Source organism: Cupriavidus sp. H39 (assembly GCF_050271075.1).
In the GTDB taxonomy this organism is placed as follows: domain Bacteria; phylum Pseudomonadota; class Gammaproteobacteria; order Burkholderiales; family Burkholderiaceae; genus Cupriavidus; species Cupriavidus necator_B.
In genome coordinates this window covers 2,204,387-2,230,029 of sequence record NZ_CP189846.1, presented here as the reverse complement: position 1 = coordinate 2,230,029, position 25,643 = coordinate 2,204,387, and the positions used below count along the sequence as shown (strand labels likewise).

Sequence of the window (25,643 nt, the reverse complement as noted above, 5' to 3'; positions counted from 1 at the left end):
CATCGTGAATGCCCCGCTGAACCCCGCCTTGCTCGAAGCCCTGTCCAGCGCCAGCCTGGACGACAAGTACACCCTGGAGAAAGGCCGCGTCTACATGAGCGGCGTGCAGGCGCTGGTGCGCCTGCCGATGCTGCAGAAGGCGCGCGACCGCGCCGCGGGGCTCAATACCGCCGGCTTCATCTCGGGCTACCGCGGCTCGCCGCTGGGCGGCGTGGACCAGGCGCTGTGGAAGGCCAAGCAGCACCTCGCGGCCAGCGACGTGGTATTCCAGCCCGGCGTCAACGAAGACCTGGCCGCCACCGCCGTATGGGGCAGCCAGCAGGTCAACCTGTTCCCCGGCGCCAAGCGCGATGGCGTGTTCTCGATGTGGTATGGCAAGGGCCCCGGCGTCGACCGCTCCATCGATGTGCTCAAGCACGCCAATTCGGCCGGCTCGTCGCGCCATGGCGGCGTGCTGCTGCTGGCCGGCGACGACCATGCCGCCAAGTCTTCGACCGTGGCGCACCAGTCCGAGCACGTGCTGCAGGCGGCCGGCATTCCCGTGCTGTATCCCGCCAACGTGCAGGAGTACCTGGACTATGGCCTGCATGGCTGGGCCATGAGCCGCTATTCGGGCCTGTGGGTGTCGATGAAGTGCGTCACCGACGTGGTCGAGTCGACCGCCTCGGTCGAGATCGACCCCGAGCGCGTGCAGATCGTGCTGCCGCAGGACTTCGCCATGCCGGCGGGCGGCCTCAATATCCGCTGGCCCGATTCGCCGCTGGAGCAGGAAGCGCGGCTGCTCGACCACAAGTGGTATGCGGCGCTGGCCTATGTGCGCGCCAACCGGCTCAACCGCGTCGTGCTCGATTCGCCGAACGCACGCTTCGGCATCATGACCGCTGGCAAGGCGTATCTGGACGTGCGCCAGGCGTTGGCAGACCTGGGCCTGGATGACGACACCTGCGCGCGCATCGGCATCCGCGTCTACAAGGTGGGCTGCGTGTGGCCTTTGGAAGCGCACGGCGCGCGCGAGTTCGCCACCGGGCTGGAAGAGATCCTGGTGGTGGAAGAAAAGCGCCAGATCCTCGAGTACGCGCTGAAGGAAGAGCTGTACAACTGGCGCGAGGATGTGCGGCCCAAGGTCTTCGGCAAGTTCGACCAGCGCGGCAACGACGGCGGCGAGTGGTCGGTGCCGCGCGGCGACTGGCTGCTGCCGGCGCACTACGAACTGTCGCCGGCGCTGATCGCCAAGGCCATCGCCCGGCGCCTGGAGCGCTTCGACCTGCCGGACGCGGTGCGCGCGCGCATTGCCGCGCGCGTGGCGCTGATCGAGGCCAAGGAGCGCGAAGCGGCGCAGCCGCGCATCGCGGTGGAGCGCAAGCCGTGGTTCTGCTCGGGCTGCCCGCACAACACCTCCACGCGCGTGCCGGAAGGCTCGCGCGCGCTGGCTGGCATCGGCTGCCACTACATGACCTTGTGGATGGACCGCAATACCGAGACCTTCAGCCAGATGGGCGGCGAGGGCGTGGCGTGGACCGGGCAGATGCATTTCACCGACGACAAGCACGTGTTCGCCAACCTGGGCGACGGCACGTACTTCCACTCGGGGCTGCTGGCGATTCGCGCATCGATCGCGGCCAGGGCCAACATCACCTACAAGATCCTGTTCAACGACGCGGTGGCGATGACCGGCGGGCAGCCCATCGACGGCGTGCTGACGGTGCCGCAGATCGCGCACCAGGTCCTGGCCGAGGGCGCGAAGAAGCTGGTGGTGGTTACCGACGAGCCCGCAAAGTACGGCGACGGCGCGATGCTGCCATCCGGCGTGGCGGTGCTCCATCGCGACCAGCTCGATGCCGTGCAGCTGGAGCTGCGCGCCACCGAAGGCGTCACCATCCTGATCTACGACCAGACCTGTGCCACCGAGAAGCGCCGCCGCCGCAAGCGCGGCACCTATCCGGACCCCGCCAGGCGCGCCTTTATCAACGATGCGGTGTGCGAGGGCTGCGGCGATTGCTCGGCCAAGTCCAACTGCCTGTCGGTGGAGCCGCTGGAGACCGAACTCGGCACCAAGCGCAGGATCAACCAGTCGTCGTGCAACAAGGATTTCTCCTGCGTCAACGGCTTCTGCCCGAGCTTTGTCACGGCCGAGGGCGCGCAAGTGCGCAAGCCCGCGGCGGCAGCAGGCAACGGCACCGGCGCTGATTTTGCGGCGCTGCCGCTGCCGCTGCTGCCGGCCCTGGAGCGGCCGTACGGCGTGCTGGTCACGGGCGTCGGCGGCACCGGCGTGGTCACCATCGGCGGACTGCTGGGCATGGCCTCGCACCTGGAGCGCAAGGGCGTGACCGTGCTGGACATGGCAGGGCTGGCGCAGAAGGGCGGGGCGGTGATCAGCCACGTGCAGATCGCGCCGGCGCCGGCCGACCTGCACGCGACCCGCATCGCCACCGGCGAGGCGCGGCTGGTGATCGGCGGCGACGCCATCGTCTCGGCCTCGGCGGAAGTGCTGTCTAAGGTCCGGCACGGCCTGACCGCCGCCGTGGTCAACAGCGCCAACACGCCCACCGCGGAGTTCATCAAGAACCCCAGGTGGAAGTTCCCCGGCGCCAGCGCCGAGCAGGACCTGCGCGCCAGCGTGGGCGAGGCCTGCGCCTTCTTCGACGCCAGCGCCTGGGCGGTGACCCTGCTGGCCGACGCAATCTACTCCAACCCGCTGCTGCTGGGCTTTGCCTGGCAGAAGGGCTGGATCCCGCTGCAGCATGCCAGCCTGGCGCGTGCCATCGAACTCAATGGGGTTTCGGTTGAAAAGAACCGCCTCGCCTTCGAATGGGGCCGGTATCTGGCCCACCACGGCGAGGCCGCGGTCAGGGCCCTATTGCCGAATGCGCCAGCAGCGGCTTCGGCCCAGGTGGTGTCGATGCCGCAGACGCTCGACACCCTGATCCGCAAGCGCGAGGCAATGCTGGCCGATTACCAGAATGCCGCCTATGCAGCCCGCTATCGCGACGCCGTCGCGCGCATCCGTGCCGCGGAACAGCAACTCGGCATCGACCGCAAGCTGCCGCTGACCGAGGCCGTGGCCCGCAACCTGGCCAAGCTGATGGCCTACAAGGACGAGTACGAGGTGGCCCGCCTCTACACCGATCCCGCTTTCTTCGACAAGCTGCGCGCGCAGTTCGAAGGCGAGCCCGGCCGCGACTACCAGCTCAATTTCTGGCTGGCGCCGCCACTGCTGGCCAAGACCGATGACAAGGGCCAGCTGCTCAAGCGCCGCTTCGGTCCGCGCACCATGACCGCCTTCCGCCTGCTGGCGCGCCTGAAGGGTTTGCGCGGCACCGCGCTGGACGTGTTCGGCAAGACCGCGGAACGCCGCGCCGAGCGGGCGCTGGTCAGTGACTACCTGGCCATGGTTGAAGAGTTTGCCGCCTCACTGAGCGCGGACAACCTCGACACCGCGCTGGCGCTTGCCGCGCTGCCTGACGATATCCGCGGCTATGGGCACGTGAAAGAGGCCAGCATGGCGGCCGCGGCGGTACGGCGCGAGGCGCTGCTGGCACAGTATCGCGGTGCGGCACGGCGCGATGCGGCCTGAACGGCGTAGTTCGCGCCGGCCGGCAGGCCGAGCCTCGCCCGGTAACGAGCGAGGCGCGTCTGCCGGAGCTGGCGCGGGCTTTCGTCGGCGGGGCCAACAGGCGTTCGCGTCCTGGGCAGGATGGGCTCTGCTCGGCCAGAGTCCTCAGAGCGACAGCACCAGCCGCACCAGATCGCCATGCCGCTGCATATTGGTCTTGGCGTAGATTGACTTGATTTGCGTCCGGATCGTCGCGACGCTTACCTGCCTGCTGTCAGCGCACGCTTGCGGACTCAGGCCATCGCAGCACATCAGCACACACAGGTTGGCTTCCGCATCCGAAAGGCCATACACCAGGAGCAGCCGGCGTACGCGTTCAACCGGGGAACGCATCGCGCAGGTGGTCATCAGCGTCAGGGGACGCTGCCAGGTTCGCGCCAGCTGCGTGCCGGGCGGAAGGCGAATCAGGCTGAAATGCAAGGCATGCGCGGCGCCAGCTGGATCGCCTGCCCGCTGCAGCGCCAGCAGGCCGTTAAGGCAAGCCGCCTGCCATTGCGTCGACTCGGAGCAGCCGTCTGGCATTAGCCGGCCATGGACCACGCGCAGCCTGGTGGGCTGCTTCGCCATCAACGTACGCGCGGCCGCGTTGCAAGACAACACGCGCCGATCCGTATCGAGCAACCAGACCGCGGCGTCCAGGGCCTCCAGCATGCACTCCGCAAGCAGCGCCTTCTCTTCCAGATGCTGGATCCGCATGCTCAGGAGCGAAGCCCGGCTCACATGCTTGCACAGCCGCGCGATGGAGCAGTGTTGCTCATCGGTCAGCGGCGGTGCGTCGGATTCGCCCATAAAGCTCATGAAGCCGCTGCGCTGGCCGCTCTGATACAGCTTCAAGGCGGACCAGTGTTCCAACCCCCGTGCGCGCATGAACGCTTGCTGAAAGATGTCCCGTGCCTGCTGTTCGGGAGACATCACGTCGACATCCTCGAGCCAGTGGCCGGTCTCCCAGTGATGCATGATGGGCAGCGCGGGATCATAACGGTAGAAGTCGGTGCCGTAGCTTTGTAATGCCGCAGCGGTCCAGGCGTCATCGTCGCCGGCCACGGCCACGGGCGCCAGCCAGGGGGAGCTAGCGTCAAGCGCAAGCAGGTTCACCAGCCGCACCCCCGTCTTGCGCCGGAACGCATGCAGCACGGTCTGCCAGGACTGCTCGCCCAGTCCGGCAGCATAGATGTCGTCGATCAGGGCCTCATCGTCGGTATCGGGCGGATTCAGCTGGCTGCCTTGGGTCATCATTGCTCCCGGATTCCCCGTCGAATCTGGCATGCCATAGGGCCGGTGCTGCAAAGGGCATCGCCATCCCAGCGTGCAAGGCCATGACCTTTTCGCTTGGGGGATTTCCAGATCAGGATTCCGGAATATGGACCTTGTGGTGGACTTCTCCTATCCACCAAATGGCCGATCAGCGCCGGCTCTCGGCCACGACATGGCGACGAGCTCATTGGACAAAAAATTCTCCGCCCGCTGCACTGGACAGCAGGCGGAACGGCCCGGAAGAGGGCGGGGTTCTTCTGCAATGGCCTAAGAGAGGCCTGGCGTCAATCGCAATGTGACGGTCCGCCGGGATAGACGCCGTTGTTGTAAGAATCCAGGGTTCCGCCCCAAGTCTTCTGCGTGCCGCAGGAGTTTGCGGCCGGACACGCCACGTCGGGGGTGCTGGTGCCAGAGAAGAAGCTTTGCGCGTCGCTCAGGACAGACTGGATGCCGGCCGGAACGGCAGCGCCACTGGCCTGGTTCAGGACCGCGGCAATGTACTGGACACCCAGAATGTAATACCCGTTACCGCCGGCTGGCGTATCCAGGATTTGCTGCCAGGTCACACCGCTGTTGAAGAATGGCGCACTACGGCTGAAGGGCAGTGGCCAGACCACGCCGGGCTTGTTGCCCCAGTAGCCTTGTGTATAGACGCAGCCGCCGGGCATCGGGCACGGCTGCACGTCGCCCACGAAGGTGAATTTAGGTTCCGGGCCGGTAGGGGTGTTGAGCGATCCCGAATGATTCAGGATCTTTACCCGTGCGATGTTGCGGATCGTGCCGCTCAGCGGCGCACCGTCATAGCTGTAAGGAAACGTCACCGCGGTAAGCTGGGTGGTCCCGGCCGGAATTTCGGTGCCGGTGGCATACAGGGCATGATAGACGTCCAGGAAATTGGGCCCCGAGACCTTATTCTGGATCCAGTCGTCAATGGTAAGTCCAACCGTGTCGATGGCGCCTTGGTTCCATACCGAGACCACGCCGGAATACCGCCAGTTGCCGGTACCCGGCACCGCGCAGATGTCCAGTGTCTTGGTGGCTGCCAGCGTGGTGCCGTTCTGGCCGGCCGAGATGGCCTCTCCGGACGGAAATGCCGCCGCAAATGGCAAGATGGCACTGAGGATGGCTTGCGCAACATTCTTCTTGTTCATTTTGATTTCCTCCAGGATTCCTGAACCTTGCAATAACACGCTGATTGCAACTGCGATCTCCACACCGTCGCGCGCAAGACGTACGAACTGGCGGCTCTTTCCGGATTACGCGCCGCTGAGCGTGGGTCTGGCTCCTACCATTCAATTGGTGCCTCCTTTCCGATTAAGGGAATGGTTAATTGAATCATTCGGCATGGCCTTCAGGACCGTCGCCATTAGCACCACACGCGCTCAGGCACAGTGATGATGGATAAAGGCGTTTGAATCGCGTCTTGCCGTCGTCAAAAGTAATCCTTCTTTTCGTCCGCCGATTTACACCAAAAGGTTAGATTGGCACCGTCGAAGTTCCATCATCAATTTTGGGTATGAGCGGGTTCGGCTTGCCTTTCTGGTAGGCCGTTTCTGGCTTGGAGCGTCGCTGGGTCAGCGCGGCCTTGCGCTCGCGCTCGGGATACTCAAGCCCGCCAAGAAAATAGTCCGCTGGCGGCGGAACCAGCGCACGGGCAAAGACATTGAGCATGGGGGTGTGGCAGCGGCGTGTGCCAGGATACCGCGCGGAAATGCGCAAAATGAGAACAAAAAGATTGCAGGCTCAATGCCTGCTTTAACTATAATTTTCTGTCGCCGGGACGGAAGCAGCCCTGGGCCGAAACCATCGCCGCCAATGGGCCAAGCGGGGCGCATTATGCAAATGGCTCTGCCTAGCCCGTCTGCTCCGTGGATTCCCAGGAGTTCAACGGCTGGGACCACCATCGGCGGCGTCGGCAACTCGAATGCGACAGCGGTTCTGTCAGGGACTTACTCACGCACCGTGCAGTGCCAAAACCGTGGCGGCCAGAGGTCGTCGAGGTGCAGACGCAGCGCACGGACGCGAATTCGTCGGAGCCGCCCCATACCCATCTGGCCGCTTGGCTATGACGGGCCCGCGGCGTGCATCAGCGCGCCGCCCGCGACCGGTCAGGGATGCCAGGTCGACGGCCTTTCCACCTGCAGCGCCGGCCGCTGGCTTCCCGCCATGGCATAGGAGAGCTTGTTCGCCGCATCGACGACGGTCTGTGCCAGCTCCAGCAAACGCGCCTCGTTCAGCCGGGCGGTCGGCCCGGAAATGCACATGGAGCCCAGCAGGCGCCAGTGCAAGCCGAACACCGGCGCCGATACGCTGGAGACTTCGGGTTCCCGTTCGCCCAGCGACAGGTGAAAACCCCGGCGGCGGATCATTTCATAGAGCTCGCCGGGCTCTCCCGAGAACGCCAGGATAACGCGGCCGGGCGACCCGCTGTCCAGCGGCAGCGCGGCCCCGATCCTCACGTGATGGCGGATCGCCTGCGGTCCTTCGACCCGGACGAGACAGGTGCGCTGCTGTCCCTCGCGGACATAGAACGAAGCGCTTTCCCCGGTCTGGATCGTCAGGGCCCGTAGCACCGGCTCTACCACTTCCTGCACGTTAAAGGTTGCCTGATAGCACGCGCCAAGCCATCCCGCCGCGCGGCCGAGGCGCCAGCTGCCATCTTCCTTCTGCACCAGGTAGTCATCCGCCGCCAGCGTGCGGGCGAGCCGGAGTACCGTGGTCTTGTGGATGCCGGTGCGCCGGCTCAGTTCCGCCAGGGACAGGTGTGGATCGTTGACGCCGAATGCTTCCAGCACGCGCAGCGCCCGCGTGACGGCAATCACGGAGCCAGGGGCTTCGTCAGTGGAAGTGGGTTGGGCTTCACTTCTGCGGTTCATGGCATGGACTACGTTGCACGGAATGAAACGCCATTGTATGGCTTGAAACGGTACACCACAATCCGGCTCACAACGAAACGAGATTCGGAGACCCTGATGAACGCCATTTCCAGTCGGTGCCTGTCCATCCTTGCCACGGGCCTGATCGCGCTATCCGCCGCCGCCCACGCGGCGCCCCCGTACCCCGCCAAGCCGATCCGCGTCATCGTGCCGTTCCCCGCGGGGGGCGGCACGGACATCATCGCGCGCGAAGTGACCAACACCGTGGCCAAGTCCACCGGCTGGGTCTTCGTGGTCGAGAACAAGCCGGGGTCGGGCGGCAATCTGGGCGTGGACGCCGCGGCCAAGGCGCCCGCCGACGGCTACACCATCGTGATGGGCCAGACCAGCAACCTGGCGATCAATCCCTCTCTGTATGAACGGCTGCCCTATGACCCGCTGAAGGACCTCGCACCGATCGGCCTGGTCGCGTCGGCGCCGCTGGTGCTGGTCACGCATGTCAACTCGCCTTACAAGACGCTGAAGGATGTGTTGCAGGCCGCCAAGGCAAAGCCGGGCGTGATCAACTTCGCCTCGCCTGGCAACGGCACGGTCGCGCATCTTGGCGGCGAACAGTTGCAGGGCACCGCGAAAGTGAAGTTCACCCACGTGCCATACAAGGGCGCTGCGCAGGCGGTCAATGACCTGATGGGCGGACAGGTCGATCTCTACATGGCGTCGGTGCCGACGTTGCTGGGCCATATCAAGAACAACCGGCTGCGGCCGCTCGCGGTGACATCGCCGCAGCGCGTGCACGACCTGCCCCAGGTGCCCACCGTGGCTGAGCTCGGCTATCCCGGCTTCGATACCGCGACGTGGTTCGGCTTCGTCGCGCCCGCCGCGACGCCGAAGGACATCGTGGTTCGCCTGAACACCGAGTTCAACAAGGCGCTCAGGTCGCCGGCGCTTGCCAGCAAGCTGAACGAACAGGGCGCGTCGGTGCTGGCTGGCACGCCCGAGGCCTTCAGCGCGCTGATCCGGCAGGACATCGTGCGCTGGGCATCGGTCATCAAGGCCTCCGGCACCAAGCTGGATTGACGCTCGCTTCTCACCATCCCTTGCCATTGCCTGGAATCCATCATGACTTTGCCAAACATCATCAAATCGTTCGAGCGCGTACCTGCCGACATCGTGGCGCGCGCCGCCGCATTCCAGCCGGCGATCCTGTCGGACGTGGGCGGACGGCGCGGCGCGCTGCACGGCCGCATCCGGGCCCTGCGCCCCACCATGAAGGTTGCCGGGCCCGCCTTCACGGTCGAGGTCCGCCCCGGCGATAACCTGATGATCCATGCCGCACTGGCGCTGGCGCAGCCAGGCGATGTGCTGGTCGTCGACGGCAAGGGGGACCAGACCTCCGCGCTGATGGGAACCATCATGATGCATGCCGCCCGGCAGCGCGGCCTGGCCGGTGTCGTCATCGACGGCGCGGTGCGGGACAGCCTGGAACTGGATGCGATGGAGTTCCCGGTGTTTTCGGTGGGCACCAATCCCAACGGCCCGACCAAGGAAGTCGGCGGCCGTATCGGCCACCCGATTTCCGTCGGCGGCGTCACCGTCAACCCGGGCGACTACATCTGCGGCGATGCCGATGGGCTGGTGGTGGTCGAGCGTGACAAGATCGAGGCACTCCTCGATGCCGCGGCCCGGAAGGAGGAAGCGGAAAGCCTGCGCATTGCCCAGATCAAGGAGGGCAATACCACCGCGCCGTGGCTGCTGGCCTCGCTGGTGACGGCGGGCGTGCTGAAGCAGGGAGAAGCGCTGTGACCAACAAGCCGGTCATTATCGTCACGGGGGCCGACCTTGCCCCCGAAGCCCTCGCGCTGTTGGGCGACTATGCGCTCGTCTTCGCGGGCAGAACGCCCCAGACCGCGGATCTGGTGGCGCTGGCCCGGCAGCACAACCCGGTCGGCATCATCGTGCGCTATGGCAGCGTCACCGCCGAAGTCATGGATGCGGCACCGGCCCTGAAGGTGATTTCCAAGCACGGCACCGGAACCGATACCATCGACAAGGCTGCCGCGCAGGCGCGCGGCATCACGGTGACGGCCGCGGCCGGCGCCAATGCCGCCGCCGTGGCCGAGCATGCGCTGGCGCTGATGCTGGCGTGCGCCAAGTCAGTGGTGACGCTGGATGCGCGCATGCATGCGGGCCATTGGGACAAGGCGACGCACAAGAGCCTGGAGTTGAACGGCCTGACGGTGGGCCTGGTCGGGCTGGGGGCCATCGGCCGGCGCTTTGCGCGCATGTGCGAGGCCATCGGCATGCGTGTGATCGGTTTCGATCCCTTCGCCACGGACCTGCCCGGCTATGTGGAAGCCGTGCCGCTGGAAACGATCTGGGAGGCGTCGGATGTCATCTCGCTGCAATGCCCGTTGACCGCGGAGAACAAGAACCTGGTCAATGCCGCCACGCTGGCGCGTTGCAAGCCCGGGGTGATCCTGATCAACACCGCCCGCGGCGGACTGATCGACGAAGCGGCGCTGCTCGAAGCGGTGCAGTGCGGACGCGTGGCCGCTGCCGGCCTCGACAGCTTTGCGCAGGAGCCGATGGCCACGCCGCACATGTTCCAGCGACAGCCGGGCTTCGTGCTGAGCCCGCATATCGGTGGCGTGACCAGCGCGGCCTACGTCAATATGGGTGTCGCCGCGGCGACCAACACCCTCGCGGTCCTGAACCAGGTTCGCGAGCCGGCAGCCGGGCAGCAATAGCCGCGTTGCCGCGATAAGGACTTAAAAAAATCTTTCGCAAAATGGAGACAGCATGAACAGGCGAGTCCGCGCATCCTGGCAGCTCCGGGGCCTGGCATTGGCCGCCCTGGCCGCCATGTCGATGGTTGCGCAAGCGCAAGCCTGGCCGGCAAAGGCGGTCAGGATCATCGTTCCCTATCCACCGGGCGGCGCCGTCGACGTGGTTACGCGCAAGATGGCGCAGCGGCTCTCGGAGCAGACCGGCCAGAGCTTCTATGTGGAAAACAAGGCCGGCGCGACCGGCACGATCGGCACGGCGCAGGTCGCGCGCGCCGCGCCGGACGGCTACACGCTGCTGGCCAACGATACGACCTACGCGCTGCTGCCTCACATCTTCAAGGCGCTGCCTTTCGATCCGGCAAAGGACCTGCAGCCCGTGGCGGCATACGTGTTCGCGCCGATGGGCGTGGTGGTCAAGGCCGGCGGCAAGTACAAGACGCTGGCCGACCTGATTGCCGCGGCGAAGGCCGACGACAAGGTCTCATACGGTTCGGGCGGCGCGGGCTCGACCCCGCACTTTGCCAGCGAAGCGCTGGGCCTCGCCGCGGGGGCGCACTTCATGCACGTGCCGTTCAAGGGCGCGGGCGAGGCCACCGTCGCGCTGCTGGGCGGCACCGTCGATTTCCAGATGGCCTCCATTCCGGGCGTGATCGGGCAGGTCAAGGGCAACAAGCTGTCGGTGCTGGCCGTCAGCGGCACCAAACGCCTGCCTGCGCTGCCGAACGTGCCGACCTTCGCCGAAGCCGGGGTCGGCGGATTCGGCGTGACCAACTTCACCGGGCTGTGGGCACCCAAGGGGACGCCTGCCGAAGTGGTGGAGCGCTTGCAGAAAGAAGTGTCCAGGGCCATGGCCACGCCGGACATGCGAGCCTATGCTGACAGCATCGGCGCCGAGCCCGGCTACTGGGACGCCGGCACCTTCCGGACCGAAGTGGCCAGCCGGACCGCATTCTGGGGCAAGGTGGCACAAGGTACAGGGTTCCAGAAGCAGTAGGCTCCGGCAGCCAGGCCGGTATCGGCTCCCAGGCCTGGCAAGGCTGCGCGACAATCCACGGAGGTCATGAGATGTTTCTGCTGAATCCACCGGTCATCCGGGAAGCTGAGCCGTTTTCCAGCCTTCCCGCCCGCTACCGCCGTCCGCGGCAAAGCGACTGGTCCCGCGCGAACCAGGGCGGCCGCGAGATCGACGCCTTCCTGGAAGGCCCCGTCACCGACGATCAGGGCAACCTGTATGTGACCGATATCCCGAACGGGCGGATTTTCAGGATCGACCCGAAAGGTGCCTGGGACCTCGTTGCCGAATGGGACGGGGAACCCAACGGCATGAAATTCCTCGGTCCGGAGTCCTTGCTGGTCACGGACTACCGCAACGGGCTGATGGAAGTCGACCTGCGCGCCGGCACCGTACGGCCCTACCTGCCACGCCGCAATACCGAGAGCTTCAAGGGCGTCAACGACCTGACGCTGGATGCGCGCGGCAACGTCTATTTCACCGACCAGGGCCAGACCGGCCTGCACGATCCCACCGGCAGGGTTTATCGGCTCAGCCGCGAAGGCCGGCTCGAGTTGCTGCTGGCCAATGTCCCGAGCCCGAATGGCATCGTGCTGTCGCCGGACGAGCGCTTCCTGTTCGTGGCCGTCACGCGCGGCAACTGCGTCTGGCGCATGCCGCTGCAGGAAGACGGCAGCGTGTCGAAGGCCGGGCAGTTCTTCACGTCATACGGGCCCAGCGGACCGGATGGCCTTGCCATGGACGTCGATGGCCGCCTGCTGGTTGCCAATCCGGGGCTGGCCTACGTCTGGGTGCTGAACCACCGCGCCGAGCCGGTCGAGGTCATCCGCGGCACGCCCGGCCATTCGCTGACCAACGTGGCGTTCGGCGGACCGGACCGGCGCACGCTCTACATCACGGATTCCACGGCGGGCGAGATCCTGCGCATCGGCATGTCGGTGCCCGGCGTGACGCTGCCGCGGCCGCTCTGACATGGGTGGACCCGCGGTCTTTCACCCATGCCACGGCCCGGCGACGCGCAGCACCAGTTTGCTGGCTGCCTTGCCCGACTGCATAGCGCGCCGCGCCATCGCCGCAGCGCGGTTGCGGCCAAGGCCAGGCTGAATGCAGAATTGCAGCAAAACTACCTGCCCTCGACATGGAAACCCCAGACCGCCTGCTGCGCAGCTTTCTGCGTATTGCCTCGCTGAAATCATTGTCGAAGGCTGCGGATGACCTGAACCAGACCCAATCCGGCGTCAGCAAGCAATTGGCTGCGCTGGAAGCCCACCTTGGCAAGGCGTTATTTACGCGAACGGGGCGTGGCGTTGCCATGACGGAAGCCGGACAAAAGCTGCAGGCAGCGATCGAAGGACCCTATCGCGCCATCGACCACGCCGTGGATACGATCCGGGACGCGTACGGCAGTACGGAAGGGACCGTCAGGCTGGCCCTGGTCCACACGGTCAGCTACTACTTTATCGGCGATGTGGTGGCGAGTTTCGTCAGTGCGCATCCCGGCGTCAATCTCTCGATGATGGGGCGCAGCTCGCAGGAGGTAGTGACCCTAGTGGAAAGCGGCAAGGCGGATCTGGGGGTGGCCTACGATACGGCGGTAGACACCGCCTCGTTGGCGGTTTATCCGCTCTTCGACGATACCATGTGCCTGGTGGAAAAGGGCGATATGGCCCAGCTGCCGGACGATCCCGGCGTCGACCTGCGCGATCGTGATCTTCGCCTGGTTGCCTTCCCCCATGGATATGCCCTGAGACGGATGCTGGATAGCGCCGGACTGAAGGGATCTTATGTCGCGGAGGCGGAGACCGTGGACGCCATGCTGAAGCTGGTTTCAGCCGGCGTTGGATGCTGCATTCTGCCCAGCCGACTGCCGGACAAGCTGCTGGCCGAATATGGCCTGAGCAAGGTCAAGATCCAAGCGCCGCTGTTGAAACGGCGCATGGTGGCGATGACGCATGCCGGGCGCGAGCCGTTTCCGCTAGCCGCGGCCCTGCTCGCATGTGCGCTCCAGGTTGCAAAGGCGCTGGACACGTGAAGCCATGAAATAGCTGCTATGAAAGCGGCTCCGTAGCACGCCAGAGACCCCAATCCCATACTGGCTCCCGATCCCTTCGGAGATTTCGCCGAAGGGAAAACCCGGAGACAACCAGTATGAACGCCCCCTTGAGAGACAAGTCGTATTTCGACCAGCGCGCCACCAGCGACATGGCGAAGCACTTGTCGAGCCAGTCGCGCACCACGCAGGAAACCATGGCCTATGCCTGCCGCATCCTGGCCATGACGGAGCAGGAGGCCGGCCTGGCGGGCCAGATCAGTGTCCGTTCCGAGAGGCCGGGCGCTTACTGGACGCTGCGTTTTGGCCTCGGCTTCGACGAAGCGACGCCGGAAGACTTTATCGAAGTCGATCGCGACCTCAACACGCTGCGTGGCGGCGGCATGCCCAACCCGGCGACGCGCTTCCACTTGTGGGTCTACGACGCGCGGCCAGACGTCAACGCCATCATCCATACCCATTCGCCGTGGGCGAGCGCCCTGGCTGCCGCGCGCCAGCCCCTGGTCATCGCGCAGATGGACATGACGCCCCTGCACAACGACTGCGCGTTCCTCGGTGATTGGCCGGGGGTTCCCATTGCAGACCAGGAGGGCGTCATCATCTCGGAGGCCCTGGGTGACAAGCGGGCGATTATCCTCGCGCACCACGGCTATCTGACGGCGGGCAAGACCTGTGAAGAGGCGACCTATCTGTCGGTCTATCTGGAACGCGCCGCCCGTATGCAAATCCGGGCCCAGGCTTTCGGCCCACTCACGCCGGTCAATGACGACCTGGCGAGGGAGGCGCACGACTACCTGCTGAAGCCGTCCATTGTCAACTCCACGTTCTCGTACTGGGCCCGCCAGACGCATGGCATCGCGCCTTACGTAAAGCCATGACGCGCCGAGACCCGCCAGACAGACAAGGAGACAAGACGATGACCCCGACAAAAAATAGGCGCTCGCGCCGTGACTACATTACCGCTGGGCTGGCCAGCATGATGGGCACGACGATCGAATGGTATGACTTCTTCCTCTATGGAACCGCCGCAGCCCTGATCTTCAACAAGATTTTCTTTCCCTCGTTCGATCCCCTGACAGGGACCCTGGCGGCCTTCGCCACCTACTCGGTGGGCTTCTTTGCGCGTCCTTTGGGCGGCATCGTCTTTGGTCATTTTGGCGATCGGGTCGGACGCAAATCCATGCTGCTGATCACACTGTTCATGATGGGGATCCCGACCATCCTCATTGGCCTCATCCCTTCCTATGACAGCATCGGTTACTGGGCCGCGGTGGCGCTGGTGCTGCTTCGTTTTCTGCAGGGCGTTGCCGTGGGGGGCGAGTGGGGTGGCGCGGTGCTGATGGCGGTCGAGCACGCGCCCGAAGGCAAGAAGGGCTTCTTTGGCAGCCTGCCGCAGGCCGGGGTGGCGCCAGGCCTGATCCTGTCCTCGCTGGCGATGGGCATGGTCGCCACGCTGCCGGAGCAGGACATGCTGACATGGGGTTGGCGCGTGCCGTTCCTGGCGAGTGTGGTCCTGCTCGCGGTAGGCTGGTTCATCCGTGCAAAGGTGAGCGAGTCTCCGGACTTCGAGCAGATGAAAAAGTCTGGAGAGAAGGTCGAGATGCCGGCCCTGGTCGTGTTGCGCCGCTATCCGCGCCAGGTCCTGACCGTGATCGGGGGGCGCCTGGCGGAAGTCACGTGGTTCTACACCGTTGTAACCTTTGCCCTGGCATACGCGACGGGAACGCTCGGCATACCCAAGACCGTGATGCTCGACGCCACCGTCTGGGGCGCTGCGGTTGCGATGTTCACCATGCCTCTGTTCGGGATCCTCGGTGACCGCTTCAGTTTCAAGTGGGTATTCATGGCCGGCACAGCAGGGATACTGATCTTTGCGCCGCAGTTCTTCGCCCTGCTGCAAACGCTCGACGCAGGCAATGTCACGATTGCCATGGCGGTCGCAATCGGTCTCGTCTACGCCTGCCTTTACGGACCTGAAGGCAGCCTGTTCTCTGCACAGTTTCCCGCCGAGGTCCGTTATAGCGGCATCTCGATCGCGGTGCAGGTTTCGGGCGCGATCGGCGGAGGCCTGGCACCCATCGTGGCCACGTCTCTGCTGAACCATGGCGGCGGCGATCCCTCGTACATCGTCTGGTACCTGGGTGCACTCAGCGTGATTGCCTTTGTCAGTACGGCGCTCATGCGCGATGTGAATGGGGCAAGCCATGCTGTCGTGCTCGCCAAGGGAGAGCATGTATGAACGTGCGTGCGCATATCGACTACTACTTCTGGCTGAATTCCGACTGGGCATACCTTGGCGCCGACAGGTTGGAGGCACTGGCACGCCGCACGGGTGTGGAAATCCGGTACAAGCCCGTCGATCTTCCCGAGGTGTATGCGCGGACGGGAGGCGTGCAGCTGGGACAGCGTTCACCGGAACGACAGCGATATCGGATCGTCGAACTGGAGCGATGGTGCAGGAAGCTGGGGATCTACGTGAACCCCATGCCCAAGTACATGTGTCCTGACGCGGAACTCGCTTCTCGTATCGTCATCGCTGCCGATGAACTGGGGCTGCCCGTCCTGGAGCTTTACAAGGCGATTCTCCGGGCGGAATGGTGCGAGGAACTGGACATCGCTTCCGAGCACACGCTGCAAGCGATCCTTGCTCGCCTCGGCCTCGATGGCAGCGGCGTCATAAAGCTGGCACGCGCGACGGAAACGGGGATGCTTTACCGGCGCTACACGGATGAGGCCGTTAGTGCAGGCGTCTTCGGCTCTCCCAGCTATATCTTCGACGGCGAATTGTTCTGGGGCCAGGACCGGCTCGACATGCTCGAAGATGCGGTACGGGCACGCAGGCCCGCCCGCGCGGGATGAGCCGCCGCGCCGCCCGGCGCGGTCCTTCACCCATGCCACGGCCCGGCGACGCGCAGCACCAGTTTGCTGGCTGCCTTGCCCGACTGGACCAGGTCGAGCGCTTGCCCGGCCTGCTCGAGCGGCAGGCATGCGATGCGAGGCGGCCGCAAACGCCCGCGCTTGAGCAGCGCCGCGATCTCGCCCAGGCGCGTGCCGCTTGGCATCTTGCTGAACGCGACGGCGGTGCGCAGGCCGCGCCGCGCGGCCTCGGCGGTGTCGGGGCCGGGGTCGCCGCTGACCAGCGTCAGGATGGCCACGAGGATGCCGCCCGGCCTGAGCAGGTCCAGCGCCATCGGCAGGCTGCCGCAGCCCACCGCATCCAGCACCAGGTCGACGCCGGCCGGCGCCCATGCCCGCATGGCGGCGCCGATATCGCTGGCGCGATAGTCGATGGCCAGGTCGCAACCGAGCGCCATGAGTTCGTCGCGGCGTGCCGCGCTGCAGGTGGCGGCGACGGTTGCGCCGGCGGCCTTGGCCAGTTGCACGGCAAAGGTGCCGACCGCGCCGGCGCCGCCATGCACCAGCACGGTCTGGCCTGGCCCGAGTCCGCCATCGTCGAAGAGCCCGGTCCAGGCAGCCAGGGCCGGCGTCGGGACTGCCGCGGCTTCGGCGAAGTCCAGGTTGTCGGGCATCGGCACCACGCAATCCTGACCGACGGCAACGAACTCCGCAAACGATCCCCATTTGCCGGCGCCGACCCCGGTTTGCGCGAACACGCGCTGGCCGCGGACGAAGTCGGTGACGCCGGCCCCCACAGCGGCCACCACGCCGCTGGCATCGAAGCCGAGCACGAACGGAAAGCGGTGTTGCATGAAGTGGCTCAGATATCCCTCGCGGCACTTCCAGTCCGCGGGATTTACGCCGGCGCAGGCGACGCGGATCAGGACTTCGCCGGCAGCCGGCTCCGGTGTTGCGACCTCGCCAAGCCGGATGACATCGGACCCGCCGTTACGGTCGATCAGGACAGCGCGCATGCATGCTTCCATAAGACTTACCTCGTCGACAGTTTGGGCTGGGCCAACGCCGGATGCGCCCAGGCCGGGATGACAGGCGGGGGCAGCACGCCCTTGCCATCGAGCGTCCGCACCTCCAGTCCGAGCGCATGGGGGAAGTGCAGGCTATGGGCGATCCGGCCGGTGTGCAGCCGTGCCGGCACGCTGCAAAGCGCCAGCGCGGTTTCCACCAGGTATTCCACGGGCTCGGTGGGATAGCCTTCGGGGATATAGCGGGCGCTGCCCGGCGTGCGGATCGCGGTGCTTGGCGCCACGGAATTGACCGCGATGTCGTCCCCCTCCAGTTCCGCGGCAAGGCCTTCGGTGAACCGGTTGATGGCCGCCTTCACGGCGGCGTATGCCGTAACGCCGCCGGTGCGGTCAAAGTCCTGGTAGGGGCGCGCCGGCGACAGCGCCGTGACCGACCCCAGGTTCAGGATCCAGCCCGCACCGCGTGCGCGCATCAGCGGGATCGCCGCGCGGCTCAGCATGAACGGGATGCGCAGGTAGTGGTCCACGGTCCGGTCGAAGGTGTCCAGCGGCATCGCGTCGATGGGGCTGTAATCCGCCAGGCCGGCATTGTTGACCAGGATGTCCAGTCCGCCCGCTGCCTCGGCTGCCTGCGATACCAGACGGTCGCGTTGCGCGGGATCCTCGAGATCCGCCGCCAGCGCCAGGGCCCGGCCCCCTTGCCGTCTGATCAGCGCCACCGTTTCGGCCAGCGTGCCAGGCTCGTCCGCGGAGCGGCCGACGTGCCGTGCGCTCGCCACGACCAGTGCGCCCTCGGCGGCGAAGCGCTGCGCGATGGCGCGGCCGATGCCGCGGCTGGCGCCGGTCACCAGCGCGATCTTTCCTGTCAGTTTCCCGGGTCCGGTCATGGTGCGGTTTCCTCTTTACGATTGGGGTTGGCGATCAGGCTGGTCGCCAGCGGGCAGAACGCATGCGAGATCGCCTCGACCGTGCATTGCGGAAACTCCGGATCGAACCAGCGATCGACCCGTCCCCAATGGAACGGGTGCATCAGGTATTCGCCCAGCAGGTCGTCTGCGCTGGCGAACTCCTGTTGCCAGACATGGGTCCACGGGCCTGGCGACACCACCCGGGCCAGCCGCCAGTTGCGGATGCCGGGCATGTACGCCGGCATCCGCAGCAGGTCCTGCTCGAGCGCACGGACCTGCTGGTCCGGGGCTTCGGGGCGGACCCGGAACATCAGCGTGCGCCAGATGCCGTCGCGCAGTTGCGGGGCGCGCGTTCCGCCCGAGATCGCGCGATAGGCGACGTGATCGACCGTTGCGATGCCGTCCAGCGCGGCGGCTAGGCCGGAGGCACCCGCCGGCGCGCCGGACGGGGCGGGGTGGAATTGCAGGTCGAGCGTGTAGTCGCCGGCGCCCCAGCTCCCCGGCAGGTTGCGGCTGACTGCCGCACGCTGCAGGCCGGGCAGCTTTGCAACGCGCTCGAGCAGGGCTTGCTCCGGCGCGTGGCTCGCGACGGGCATGCCGGCGTGCAAGCGGAGCTGCGCAGTCTCAAGGCGCATCGCAAGGCTCCTTCGGCTGCGGCAGCAGGCTTGTCGCCGGGGCCATCATATGGCGGCGGCGCGATTCGCACAGGGTGCCGACGGTCGACCAGAAAGCGAGCGCGGGGCCGTCAATGCCGGCGCGCATGGCGTAGTAGGCTGGCGCATCCGCCACTTGCCATAGCAGCCACAAGGTATTGGTCGCATCCTCCAGCGCCACCGGCGGCGCCACCCAGCGATGCAGAAGCGCCAGGCCCCTGGCGGCGCTGCCGGGCAGGTACTGGCATTCCAGCAGGTCAAGCACGGCGGGCAGGTTGCCGGGCGCAAGCACGATTTCATCGAGTATGTGGATCATGACGGTGTTGCGTCATCTCATGGGTTGTCCCGTATAGGCATGGCGGGGCGCGCATGGCAACCTCCATGGCCCGGGCCGTACGCCACCTGCTGCGCGCCAGGGAAGTGCCGGGATGATTATGGAAGGCCCGCCGGCAACGGACCCCTACCCGGACGATCAACGACCGCTACCGAAGCCATCAGGACAAGCACCCATGAATGCCCACATCCCGGGGAGTCCCGTCCCTGTGCCGCACGGCATGGTGCAGCGGTTGCTGGATGAACTGAAACGGCAGGGCCTCGAGGTCCCGGCTGGCGGTGCCGAGCCGCCGCGGCCCGCACAGTTCACCGCCCTCTATCGCGCCGCGATCGAGCGGCTGGAGGCGCTGGTCGCCAAAGGCGACGGCCATCCGCCCATGTGCAAGCAGGAAGTGGATCTGCTGTGCCGGTGCGTGTTGAGCTGCCAGACGCTGCGCGAGGCGATCCGCTGCGCGGCCGATTTCTGCGCGATGCTGTATCCGCGCGCCGGCGTGTTAAGCCTGACGCAACGCGCCGGCCAGGCGGTCTTCCACATGGATTCGCGGCGGCGTGTGCAATCCTCCGCGGCCTGCCTGGTGGACCTGACCGGGCTTTTTTTCTACCTGCTGCTGTTCGGCTGGCTGGTTGGCCAGCCGCTACGCCCGACCCGTGTCTGTCTGGCGCATCCGCGGCGCGAGGACGCCTTGCCTTTCCTCGGCCTGTTCCATGCCCCGGTGACGTCTGGCAACCCGGCCTACGGCTTCGAGTTCGACCAGGCCTTGCTCGACAGGCCGGTGGTGCGACAGGCTGCGGAACTCGATGGCTTCCTGCGAGACCTGCCTTTCCGGCTGGTCGGGGCGCCGGTCGAGGTGGTCTCGCTGAGCCAGCAAGTGCGCGGCACGCTGCACGCGGCGCTGGTGCATGGCGCCCGGCTGCCGTCGCTGGGCGAACTGGCAGTGCGCTTCGATGTCAGCGTACCGACGCTGCGCCGCCGGCTCGCGGCGGACGGCAGCAGCTATCGGCAATTGCGCGAACACAGCTTGCAGGAATATGCCGAGCAATGCTTGAGGACCACGCGCTGGAGCGTAGGCAGGGTCGCCGAGCAACTGGGCTTCGCCAGTGAAGAAGCATTCCGCCGCGCCTTCCAGCGCTGGACCGGACTTGCGCCAACGCAGTTCAGGCGCGCGAGCATGGGGAATCCGCCCGGGCCGCGGTAATTCGTGCAAAAGCCGGGCGGCAATATGTGCAATCGCTGCCGGCACGGTGACACGCGCTGGCCGGAGGCGAGGTGACGATGCCTGTCTGCCGATGGCATGACGCTTGCTGCCTCCGTTCATTTCCCCCCGAACGTGACCCAGCGGAGGCGGCCCCATGGCACTGGAAGACCCGCTTGCTCCCCCGGCATCGCAGGCCGGCGCACTGCAACAGATCCCAACGACCCTGCACATCAACGGCATCACCCACGACCTGCTGCTGGCGCCGTGGGTGATCCTGCTCGACCTGCTGCGTGAGCAGCTTCAGCTCACCGGCACCAAGAAGGGCTGCGATCACGGCCAGTGCGGCGCGTGCACGGTGCTGATCGGCGGCAAGCGCATGAAGTCTTGCCTGTGCCTGGCGGTGTCCTATGACGGCGCGGACATTACCACGGTCGAGGGACTGGCCGACCGCGACAGCGGCGCGCTGCATCCGCTGCAGCAGGCCTTTATCGACCACGACGCGTTCCAGTGCGGCTATTGCACGCCCGGGCAGCTGTGCTCGGCGCTGGGCCTGCTGAACGAGCATCCGCCGGCGAGCCGGCAGGAGATTCGCGAACGCATGAGCGGCAACCTGTGCCGCTGCGGCGCGTATGCGCAGATCGTGGAAGCGATCGCCGAAGTCGCGCGGCTGGCCGACCGCGACGGGGAGCCGTCATGAACCCGTTCCGGTATGAGCGCGCAACCACCGTGGAAGCCGCGCTGCAGTCGATCGCCGCGGCGCAGCAGGCCGCCGGCGCGCAAAGCCTTGGCGATGACCACGCGCCGCACTTCCTGGCCTCCGGCACCAACCTGATCGACCTGGTCAAGGGCGGCATGATGCATCCGGCCGCGCTGGTCGACGTCAGGCAGTTGCCGCTGCGGATGATCGAAGCCACCGCGGAAGGCGGGCTGAAGCTCGGTGCGCTGGCCAGCAACGCCGATACCGCGCAGCACCCGCTGGTGCGCGCGCAATATCCGCTGCTGCGTGCGGCGATCCTGGCCGGCGCCTCGCCGCAGATCCGCAATATGGCCACCAACGGCGGCAACCTGCTGCAACGCACGCGCTGCTATTACTTCTACGATCCGGGCGTGCCCTGCAACAAGCGCGAGCCTGGCACCGGCTGCCCGGCGGCGACCGGGCTGGCGCGCCAGCATGCCATCCTGGGCGCGAGCGAGCATTGCGTCGCGACCCATCCGTCCGACCTGTGCGTGGCGCTGGCCGCGCTGGGAGCGGTGGTGCACGTGGCGTCGGCCAGCGGCCGCCGCGAGAGTCCGTTTCATGAGTTCCATCGCCTGCCAGGGGACCGCCCGGAGATTGACACCACGCTGCGTCCCGATGAACTGGTCACCCACATCGTGCTGCCGCCCGCCGCCGAGTTTGCGCGCCATGCCTGTTACCTGAAGATCCGCGAGCGTGCGTCGTTTGCCTTCGCGCTGGTGTCGGTGGCGGCCGCGCTGGACCTGGCCGGCGACGGCACCGTGCGCGCCGCGCGGCTGGCGCTGGGGGGCGTGGCACACAAGCCGTGGCGTGATACCGGGGCCGAGGCGCAGCTGCAGGGCCGGCCCGCCAGCGCGGAGCACTTCGAACCCGCGGCCCGCTTCCTGCTGCGCGACGCGCGTGCCTGGGGCGGCCCGGCGCTGCCGGAGAGCCTGCCCGGCAATGGCTTCAAGATTGCGCTGGCCGAGCGCGCCATCGTGCGCGCGCTGGAAATGGCCGCCGCCGGCGTGCTGAGCAATACCGGCGAAGACGCGTTCAGCGAGGAGGACCTGCCATGAACGATCCGATCCCGCAATGCGCGCCGCGCGCACGGCCCGGCACGGGCCCCGTCGCCATCGGCGCGCCGGTGTCACGCATCGACGGCGTGGCCAAGGTCACCGGCACGGCCCGCTATGCCGCCGAGCATGCTGCGTTTGACCTCGCGCACGGGGTGGTGGTGAACAGCACCATTGCGCGCGGGCGCATCGTGTCGATCGATTGCAGCGCCGCGCTGGCGGTGCCGGGCGTGATCGACGTGCTGACCCATGAGCGCCGTCCGCGCGTGCGTTCGCTCGACCTGTTCTACAAGGACATGGCCGCCCCGGCCGGATCGCCATTCAAGCCGCTGCACGATGCGCGCATCTGGTATAGCGGCCAGCCCATCGCGCTAGTGGTGGCCGAGACCTTCGAGGCGGCACGCTATGCCGCCACGCTGGTGCGCGCGCACTACGAGGCGTGGCCGCATCAGACCAGCCTGCTGGAACACCTTGACCGCGCCGGCAAGCCCAAGCGCTTCAAGGTGGGCTATTCCAGCCCGCCGAAGCCGCGTGGCGATGCCGACGCGGCCTTCGCGCGCGCGCCTTGCAAGGTCGACTCAGAGTTCTACAGCGGCGTGGAACACCACAATCCGATGGAGATGCACGCCACCACGGTGGTCCGCGGCGGCGACGGCCACCTGACCATCCACGACAAGACCCAGGGCTCGCAGAACGTGCGCTGGATGGTGTCGCGCGTGTTCGGGCTGCCCGGGCGCAAGGTCACGGTGCGCAACGAGTACGTCGGCGGCGCCTTTGGCTCGGGGCTGCGCCCGCAGTACCAGTTGATCCTGGCGGTGATGGCGTCGCTGGCGCTGGAGCGTTCTGTCCGCGTGGTGCTGACGCGGCCGCAGATGTTCACCTTCTGCCACCGGCCCGAGACCTGGCAGCGCGTGCGGCTGGCCGCCGGGTCGGATGGCAAGCTGGTTAGCCTGATCCACGAAGCCGTGGCCGAGACCTCGCGCATGGAGCACTACGTCGAGGTGGTGGTCAACTGGTCCACGCAGCTCTATGCGTCCGAGAGCAGCCGGCAGGACTACAAGCTGGTCGAGCTCGACCAGCCTACCCCCGCCGACATGCGCGCGCCCGGCGCCGCCCACGGCGTGCATGCGATCGAGGTGGCGATGGACGAGTTGTCCTATGCGGTCGGCATGGACCCGCTGGCGCTGCGCCTCAGGAACTACACAGAGCGCGACGGGGCCACCGGCCTGCCGTTCTCGAGCAAGGCACTGCGGGCCTGCTACGAGCAGGGCGCGCAACGGTTCCGCTGGGCCGGCCGGCCGCCGCAGCCGCGTTCGATGCGCGATGGCCACGAGTGGATCGGCTGGGGCATGGCCACCGGCACCTGGGACGCGCTGCAGATGTTCAGCCGCGCGCGCGCCGTGTTCCGTGCCGACGGCCGGCTCGAGGTAGCCAGCGCCGCCACCGACATCGGCACCGGCACGCTGACCGTGATGAGCCAGATCGCCGCCGCGTCGCTGGGCCTGCCGCTGGAGCAGGTGACCTTCGTGCTGGGGGATTCGGACCTGCCGCTGGCCCCGGTGGAAGGCGGCTCGGCGCATGTGGCCACGGTGGGCACCGCGGTCGACGGCGTGTGCGACAAGCTGCGCCGGATGCTGTGGCACATGGCGCGGCGCATGCAAGGTTCCGGCTTCGAGCGGGCGCGCTACGAGGACCTGCTGTTCGACCACGGCACGGTCAGCCTGCGCGCCAGCCCCGATGTGTCATTGCCGCTGACCGGCATCATGGAGGCGGCGCGGCGTACGCAGATCGAAGCCTCGTTCCTGCAGTTGCCGAATATCCTGGAGCAGAAGAAATACACGCGCGCCGCGCACTCGGCGGTGTTCTGCGAAGTCCGCGTGGACGAAGCCCTCGGCACCGTGCGCGTCGCGCGCCTGGTCAGCGCGGTGGCGGCGGGTCGCATCATCAACCCGAAGACCGCGCGCAGCCAGATCCTCGGCGGCATGGTCTCGGGCATCGGCCAGGCCCTGCACGAGGAAACGCACAGCGACCATGCACTCGGCCGCTTCATGAACCGCAACATCGCCGAGTACCACATCGCCTCGCATGCCGACATCGGCGACCTCGACGTGATCTTTGTCGACGAGGACGACCGCGTGGTCAGCAGCCTCGGCGCCAAGGGCGTCGGTGAAATCGGGCTGGTAGGGGTTGCCGCGGCGATCAGCAATGCGATCTATCACGCCACCGGCAAGCGGCTGTGCAGCACCCCCATGACGCCGGACAAGGTCATGGCCCGTTGAGCGGACTGGCGCGCGTGGCGGTTGCCGTCAGCGCCGCTGCGCCAGCCAGATACCCGCCGCGATCGCGGCCAGCCCGACCGCGTGGTACCAGCGCGGCCAGTCGCCCAGCAGCAGCGTCGACAGCAGCGCGGCGAACACCGGCGTCAGCGTGATGAAAAACACCGGCAGCTGCGCGCCCGCGCGCGCAATGGCGCGGTCCCAGGCAAAGTAGGCCAGCAGCGAAGGAATGGTCGCGACATACAGCAGGATGCCCGCGACCTTGCCGTTCCATTGCAGCGGCTGGTCCAGCGTCATCAGTTCCCAGGCCGTGACCGGCGCGCTGGCCAGCACGCCCGTGACGATCTGCGCGAACAGCAGCACGGGCAGTGGCAGCGCGGGACGCCGCTTGCGCAGCAGCCAGGTGTAGCCGCTCCAGGCGATGGTGGCCGCCAGCATGAACACATCGCCAGGCACCAGGTCCAGCTGCGCCAGCCGTGCCAGTTCGCCGCGCACCAGCACGAAGGTCACGCCGACCATGCACAGCAGCGCGCCGGCGACGTGCCAGGGCCTGACGCGTTCGCCAAAGCACAGCGCGCCGATTACGATCAGGAAGAGCGGCGTGGACGCGCCGATCAGCGTCACGTTGATCGGCGTCGAGCTGGTCAGCGCCAGGTACTGCAGCGCGTTATAGCTGGCAATCGACAGGATGCCCATGGCGGTGATCACGCCCGCGTGCCGGCGCAGCACCGCGCGGTGCTCGACCACGCCGCGCCAGGCAAAGGGCGCCAGCAGCATGCCGGCCAGCACCCAGCGCGCCCAGTTCAGCGTGACCGGCGGCACCGTGCCGGCGGCAAGCCGGCCCACGATGGCGTTGCCGGCCCAGCTCAGCGGCGGGAAGGTCAGCAGGAACAGGGTGGTCCAGTCGATGCGTCGGGTGCTGTGGCTGCTGGCGGACATGGGGCGAGGCGGGCTGGTGGAAGGCGCATTATCCGCGATTGCGGTGTCGGCGTTGCTTGCGCCCCGTGCGGGCCA

The 25,643-nt window shown here is 66.8% G+C and carries 23 protein-coding genes; 14 read left to right on the top strand and 9 right to left on the bottom strand.

Annotated elements, in window-relative coordinates:
- Positions 1 to 4: 4 nt before the first annotated feature.
- Positions 5 to 3,574, top strand: a complete 3,570-nt coding sequence (locus ACOCMH_RS10475) for an indolepyruvate ferredoxin oxidoreductase family protein (RefSeq protein WP_427306913.1) — start codon at positions 5 to 7, stop codon at positions 3,572 to 3,574.
- Between the two features lie 144 nt (positions 3,575 to 3,718).
- On the opposite strand, the gene ACOCMH_RS10470 is transcribed toward ACOCMH_RS10475, so the two are convergent.
- The 4 genes from ACOCMH_RS10470 to ACOCMH_RS10455 all read right to left on the bottom strand — a co-directional run bounded on the left by ACOCMH_RS10470 (position 3,719) and on the right by ACOCMH_RS10455 (position 7,743).
- Complete coding sequence (locus tag ACOCMH_RS10470) at positions 3,719 to 4,849, bottom strand: helix-turn-helix transcriptional regulator (protein ID WP_427306912.1); 1,131 nt, start codon at positions 4,847 to 4,849, stop codon at positions 3,719 to 3,721.
- 302 nt (positions 4,850 to 5,151) lie between these two features.
- On the bottom strand, positions 5,152 to 6,018 hold the full coding sequence (locus ACOCMH_RS10465; protein WP_427306911.1) for a hypothetical protein: 867 nt from the start codon (positions 6,016 to 6,018) through the stop codon (positions 5,152 to 5,154).
- Between the two features lie 325 nt (positions 6,019 to 6,343).
- Positions 6,344 to 6,538, bottom strand: a complete 195-nt coding sequence (locus tag ACOCMH_RS10460; RefSeq protein ID WP_427306910.1) for a hypothetical protein — start codon at positions 6,536 to 6,538, stop codon at positions 6,344 to 6,346.
- A gap of 437 nt (positions 6,539 to 6,975) precedes the next feature.
- A complete protein-coding gene (locus ACOCMH_RS10455) occupies positions 6,976 to 7,743 on the bottom strand; it encodes an IclR family transcriptional regulator (RefSeq protein WP_427306909.1) in 768 nt (255 codons plus the stop codon).
- Between the two features lie 96 nt (positions 7,744 to 7,839).
- Here ACOCMH_RS10455 and ACOCMH_RS10450 point away from each other — a divergent pair, with 96 nt between their 5' ends.
- The 9 genes from ACOCMH_RS10450 to ACOCMH_RS10410 all read left to right on the top strand — a co-directional run bounded on the left by ACOCMH_RS10450 (position 7,840) and on the right by ACOCMH_RS10410 (position 16,450).
- Positions 7,840 to 8,820: a tripartite tricarboxylate transporter substrate binding protein gene (locus ACOCMH_RS10450; RefSeq protein ID WP_427306908.1), complete on the top strand. Its 981-nt coding sequence runs from the start codon at positions 7,840 to 7,842 to the stop codon at positions 8,818 to 8,820.
- A 42-nt stretch (positions 8,821 to 8,862) separates the two neighbouring features.
- Complete coding sequence (locus ACOCMH_RS10445; protein ID WP_171513219.1) at positions 8,863 to 9,546, top strand: RraA family protein; 684 nt, start codon at positions 8,863 to 8,865, stop codon at positions 9,544 to 9,546.
- Positions 9,543 to 10,490: an NAD(P)-dependent oxidoreductase gene (locus tag ACOCMH_RS10440; RefSeq protein ID WP_427306907.1), complete on the top strand. Its 948-nt coding sequence runs from the start codon at positions 9,543 to 9,545 to the stop codon at positions 10,488 to 10,490. The genes ACOCMH_RS10445 and ACOCMH_RS10440 overlap by 4 nt, the downstream gene beginning before the upstream one ends.
- A gap of 52 nt (positions 10,491 to 10,542) precedes the next feature.
- Positions 10,543 to 11,523, top strand: coding sequence for a Bug family tripartite tricarboxylate transporter substrate binding protein (locus tag ACOCMH_RS10435; protein ID WP_427306906.1), 981 nt, complete (start codon positions 10,543 to 10,545; stop codon positions 11,521 to 11,523).
- 71 nt (positions 11,524 to 11,594) lie between these two features.
- Positions 11,595 to 12,512, top strand: coding sequence for an SMP-30/gluconolactonase/LRE family protein (locus ACOCMH_RS10430; protein WP_427306905.1), 918 nt, complete (start codon positions 11,595 to 11,597; stop codon positions 12,510 to 12,512).
- 167 nt (positions 12,513 to 12,679) lie between these two features.
- Positions 12,680 to 13,573, top strand: coding sequence for a LysR family transcriptional regulator (locus tag ACOCMH_RS10425; RefSeq protein WP_427306904.1), 894 nt, complete (start codon positions 12,680 to 12,682; stop codon positions 13,571 to 13,573).
- A 116-nt stretch (positions 13,574 to 13,689) separates the two neighbouring features.
- On the top strand, positions 13,690 to 14,469 hold the full coding sequence (locus tag ACOCMH_RS10420) for an aldolase (protein WP_427306903.1): 780 nt from the start codon (positions 13,690 to 13,692) through the stop codon (positions 14,467 to 14,469).
- A gap of 38 nt (positions 14,470 to 14,507) precedes the next feature.
- Positions 14,508 to 15,830: an MFS transporter gene (locus ACOCMH_RS10415; RefSeq protein WP_427306902.1), complete on the top strand. Its 1,323-nt coding sequence runs from the start codon at positions 14,508 to 14,510 to the stop codon at positions 15,828 to 15,830.
- On the top strand, positions 15,827 to 16,450 hold the full coding sequence (locus ACOCMH_RS10410; protein WP_427306901.1) for a 2-hydroxychromene-2-carboxylate isomerase: 624 nt from the start codon (positions 15,827 to 15,829) through the stop codon (positions 16,448 to 16,450). Before ACOCMH_RS10415 ends, ACOCMH_RS10410 begins: the two co-directional genes overlap by 4 nt.
- Before the next feature lie 26 nt (positions 16,451 to 16,476).
- Here the strand turns inward: ACOCMH_RS10410 and ACOCMH_RS10405 are convergent, their stop codons facing one another.
- The 4 genes from ACOCMH_RS10405 to ACOCMH_RS10390 are packed head-to-tail and all read right to left on the bottom strand — an operon-like array spanning position 16,477 to position 19,349.
- A complete protein-coding gene (locus ACOCMH_RS10405; protein WP_427306900.1) occupies positions 16,477 to 17,463 on the bottom strand; it encodes an NADP-dependent oxidoreductase in 987 nt (328 codons plus the stop codon).
- A gap of 17 nt (positions 17,464 to 17,480) precedes the next feature.
- Positions 17,481 to 18,359, bottom strand: a complete 879-nt coding sequence (locus ACOCMH_RS10400; RefSeq protein ID WP_427306899.1) for an SDR family NAD(P)-dependent oxidoreductase — start codon at positions 18,357 to 18,359, stop codon at positions 17,481 to 17,483.
- Positions 18,356 to 19,015 (bottom strand): Dabb family protein, encoded by a 660-nt coding sequence (locus tag ACOCMH_RS10395; RefSeq protein ID WP_427306898.1) that lies wholly within the window; start codon positions 19,013 to 19,015, stop codon positions 18,356 to 18,358. The genes ACOCMH_RS10400 and ACOCMH_RS10395 overlap by 4 nt, the downstream gene beginning before the upstream one ends.
- Positions 19,005 to 19,349, bottom strand: a complete 345-nt coding sequence (locus tag ACOCMH_RS10390; RefSeq protein WP_427306897.1) for a hypothetical protein — start codon at positions 19,347 to 19,349, stop codon at positions 19,005 to 19,007. The genes ACOCMH_RS10395 and ACOCMH_RS10390 overlap by 11 nt, the downstream gene beginning before the upstream one ends.
- Positions 19,350 to 19,587: 238 nt before the next feature.
- On the opposite strand from ACOCMH_RS10390, the gene ACOCMH_RS10385 reads away from it, so the two are divergent.
- The 4 genes from ACOCMH_RS10385 to ACOCMH_RS10370 all read left to right on the top strand — a co-directional run bounded on the left by ACOCMH_RS10385 (position 19,588) and on the right by ACOCMH_RS10370 (position 24,632).
- A complete protein-coding gene (locus tag ACOCMH_RS10385) occupies positions 19,588 to 20,562 on the top strand; it encodes an AraC family transcriptional regulator ligand-binding domain-containing protein (protein WP_427308427.1) in 975 nt (324 codons plus the stop codon).
- Between the two features lie 154 nt (positions 20,563 to 20,716).
- Complete coding sequence (locus ACOCMH_RS10380; protein ID WP_427306896.1) at positions 20,717 to 21,259, top strand: (2Fe-2S)-binding protein; 543 nt, start codon at positions 20,717 to 20,719, stop codon at positions 21,257 to 21,259.
- Complete coding sequence (locus ACOCMH_RS10375) at positions 21,256 to 22,356, top strand: FAD binding domain-containing protein (RefSeq protein WP_427306895.1); 1,101 nt, start codon at positions 21,256 to 21,258, stop codon at positions 22,354 to 22,356. Before ACOCMH_RS10380 ends, ACOCMH_RS10375 begins: the two co-directional genes overlap by 4 nt.
- Positions 22,353 to 24,632: a xanthine dehydrogenase family protein molybdopterin-binding subunit gene (locus ACOCMH_RS10370; protein WP_427306894.1), complete on the top strand. Its 2,280-nt coding sequence runs from the start codon at positions 22,353 to 22,355 to the stop codon at positions 24,630 to 24,632. The genes ACOCMH_RS10375 and ACOCMH_RS10370 overlap by 4 nt, the downstream gene beginning before the upstream one ends.
- 27 nt (positions 24,633 to 24,659) lie before the next feature.
- Here ACOCMH_RS10370 and ACOCMH_RS10365 read toward each other — a convergent pair whose 3' ends face one another.
- On the bottom strand, positions 24,660 to 25,568 hold the full coding sequence (locus ACOCMH_RS10365) for a DMT family transporter (protein ID WP_427306893.1): 909 nt from the start codon (positions 25,566 to 25,568) through the stop codon (positions 24,660 to 24,662).
- Positions 25,569 to 25,643: the final 75 nt, after the last annotated feature.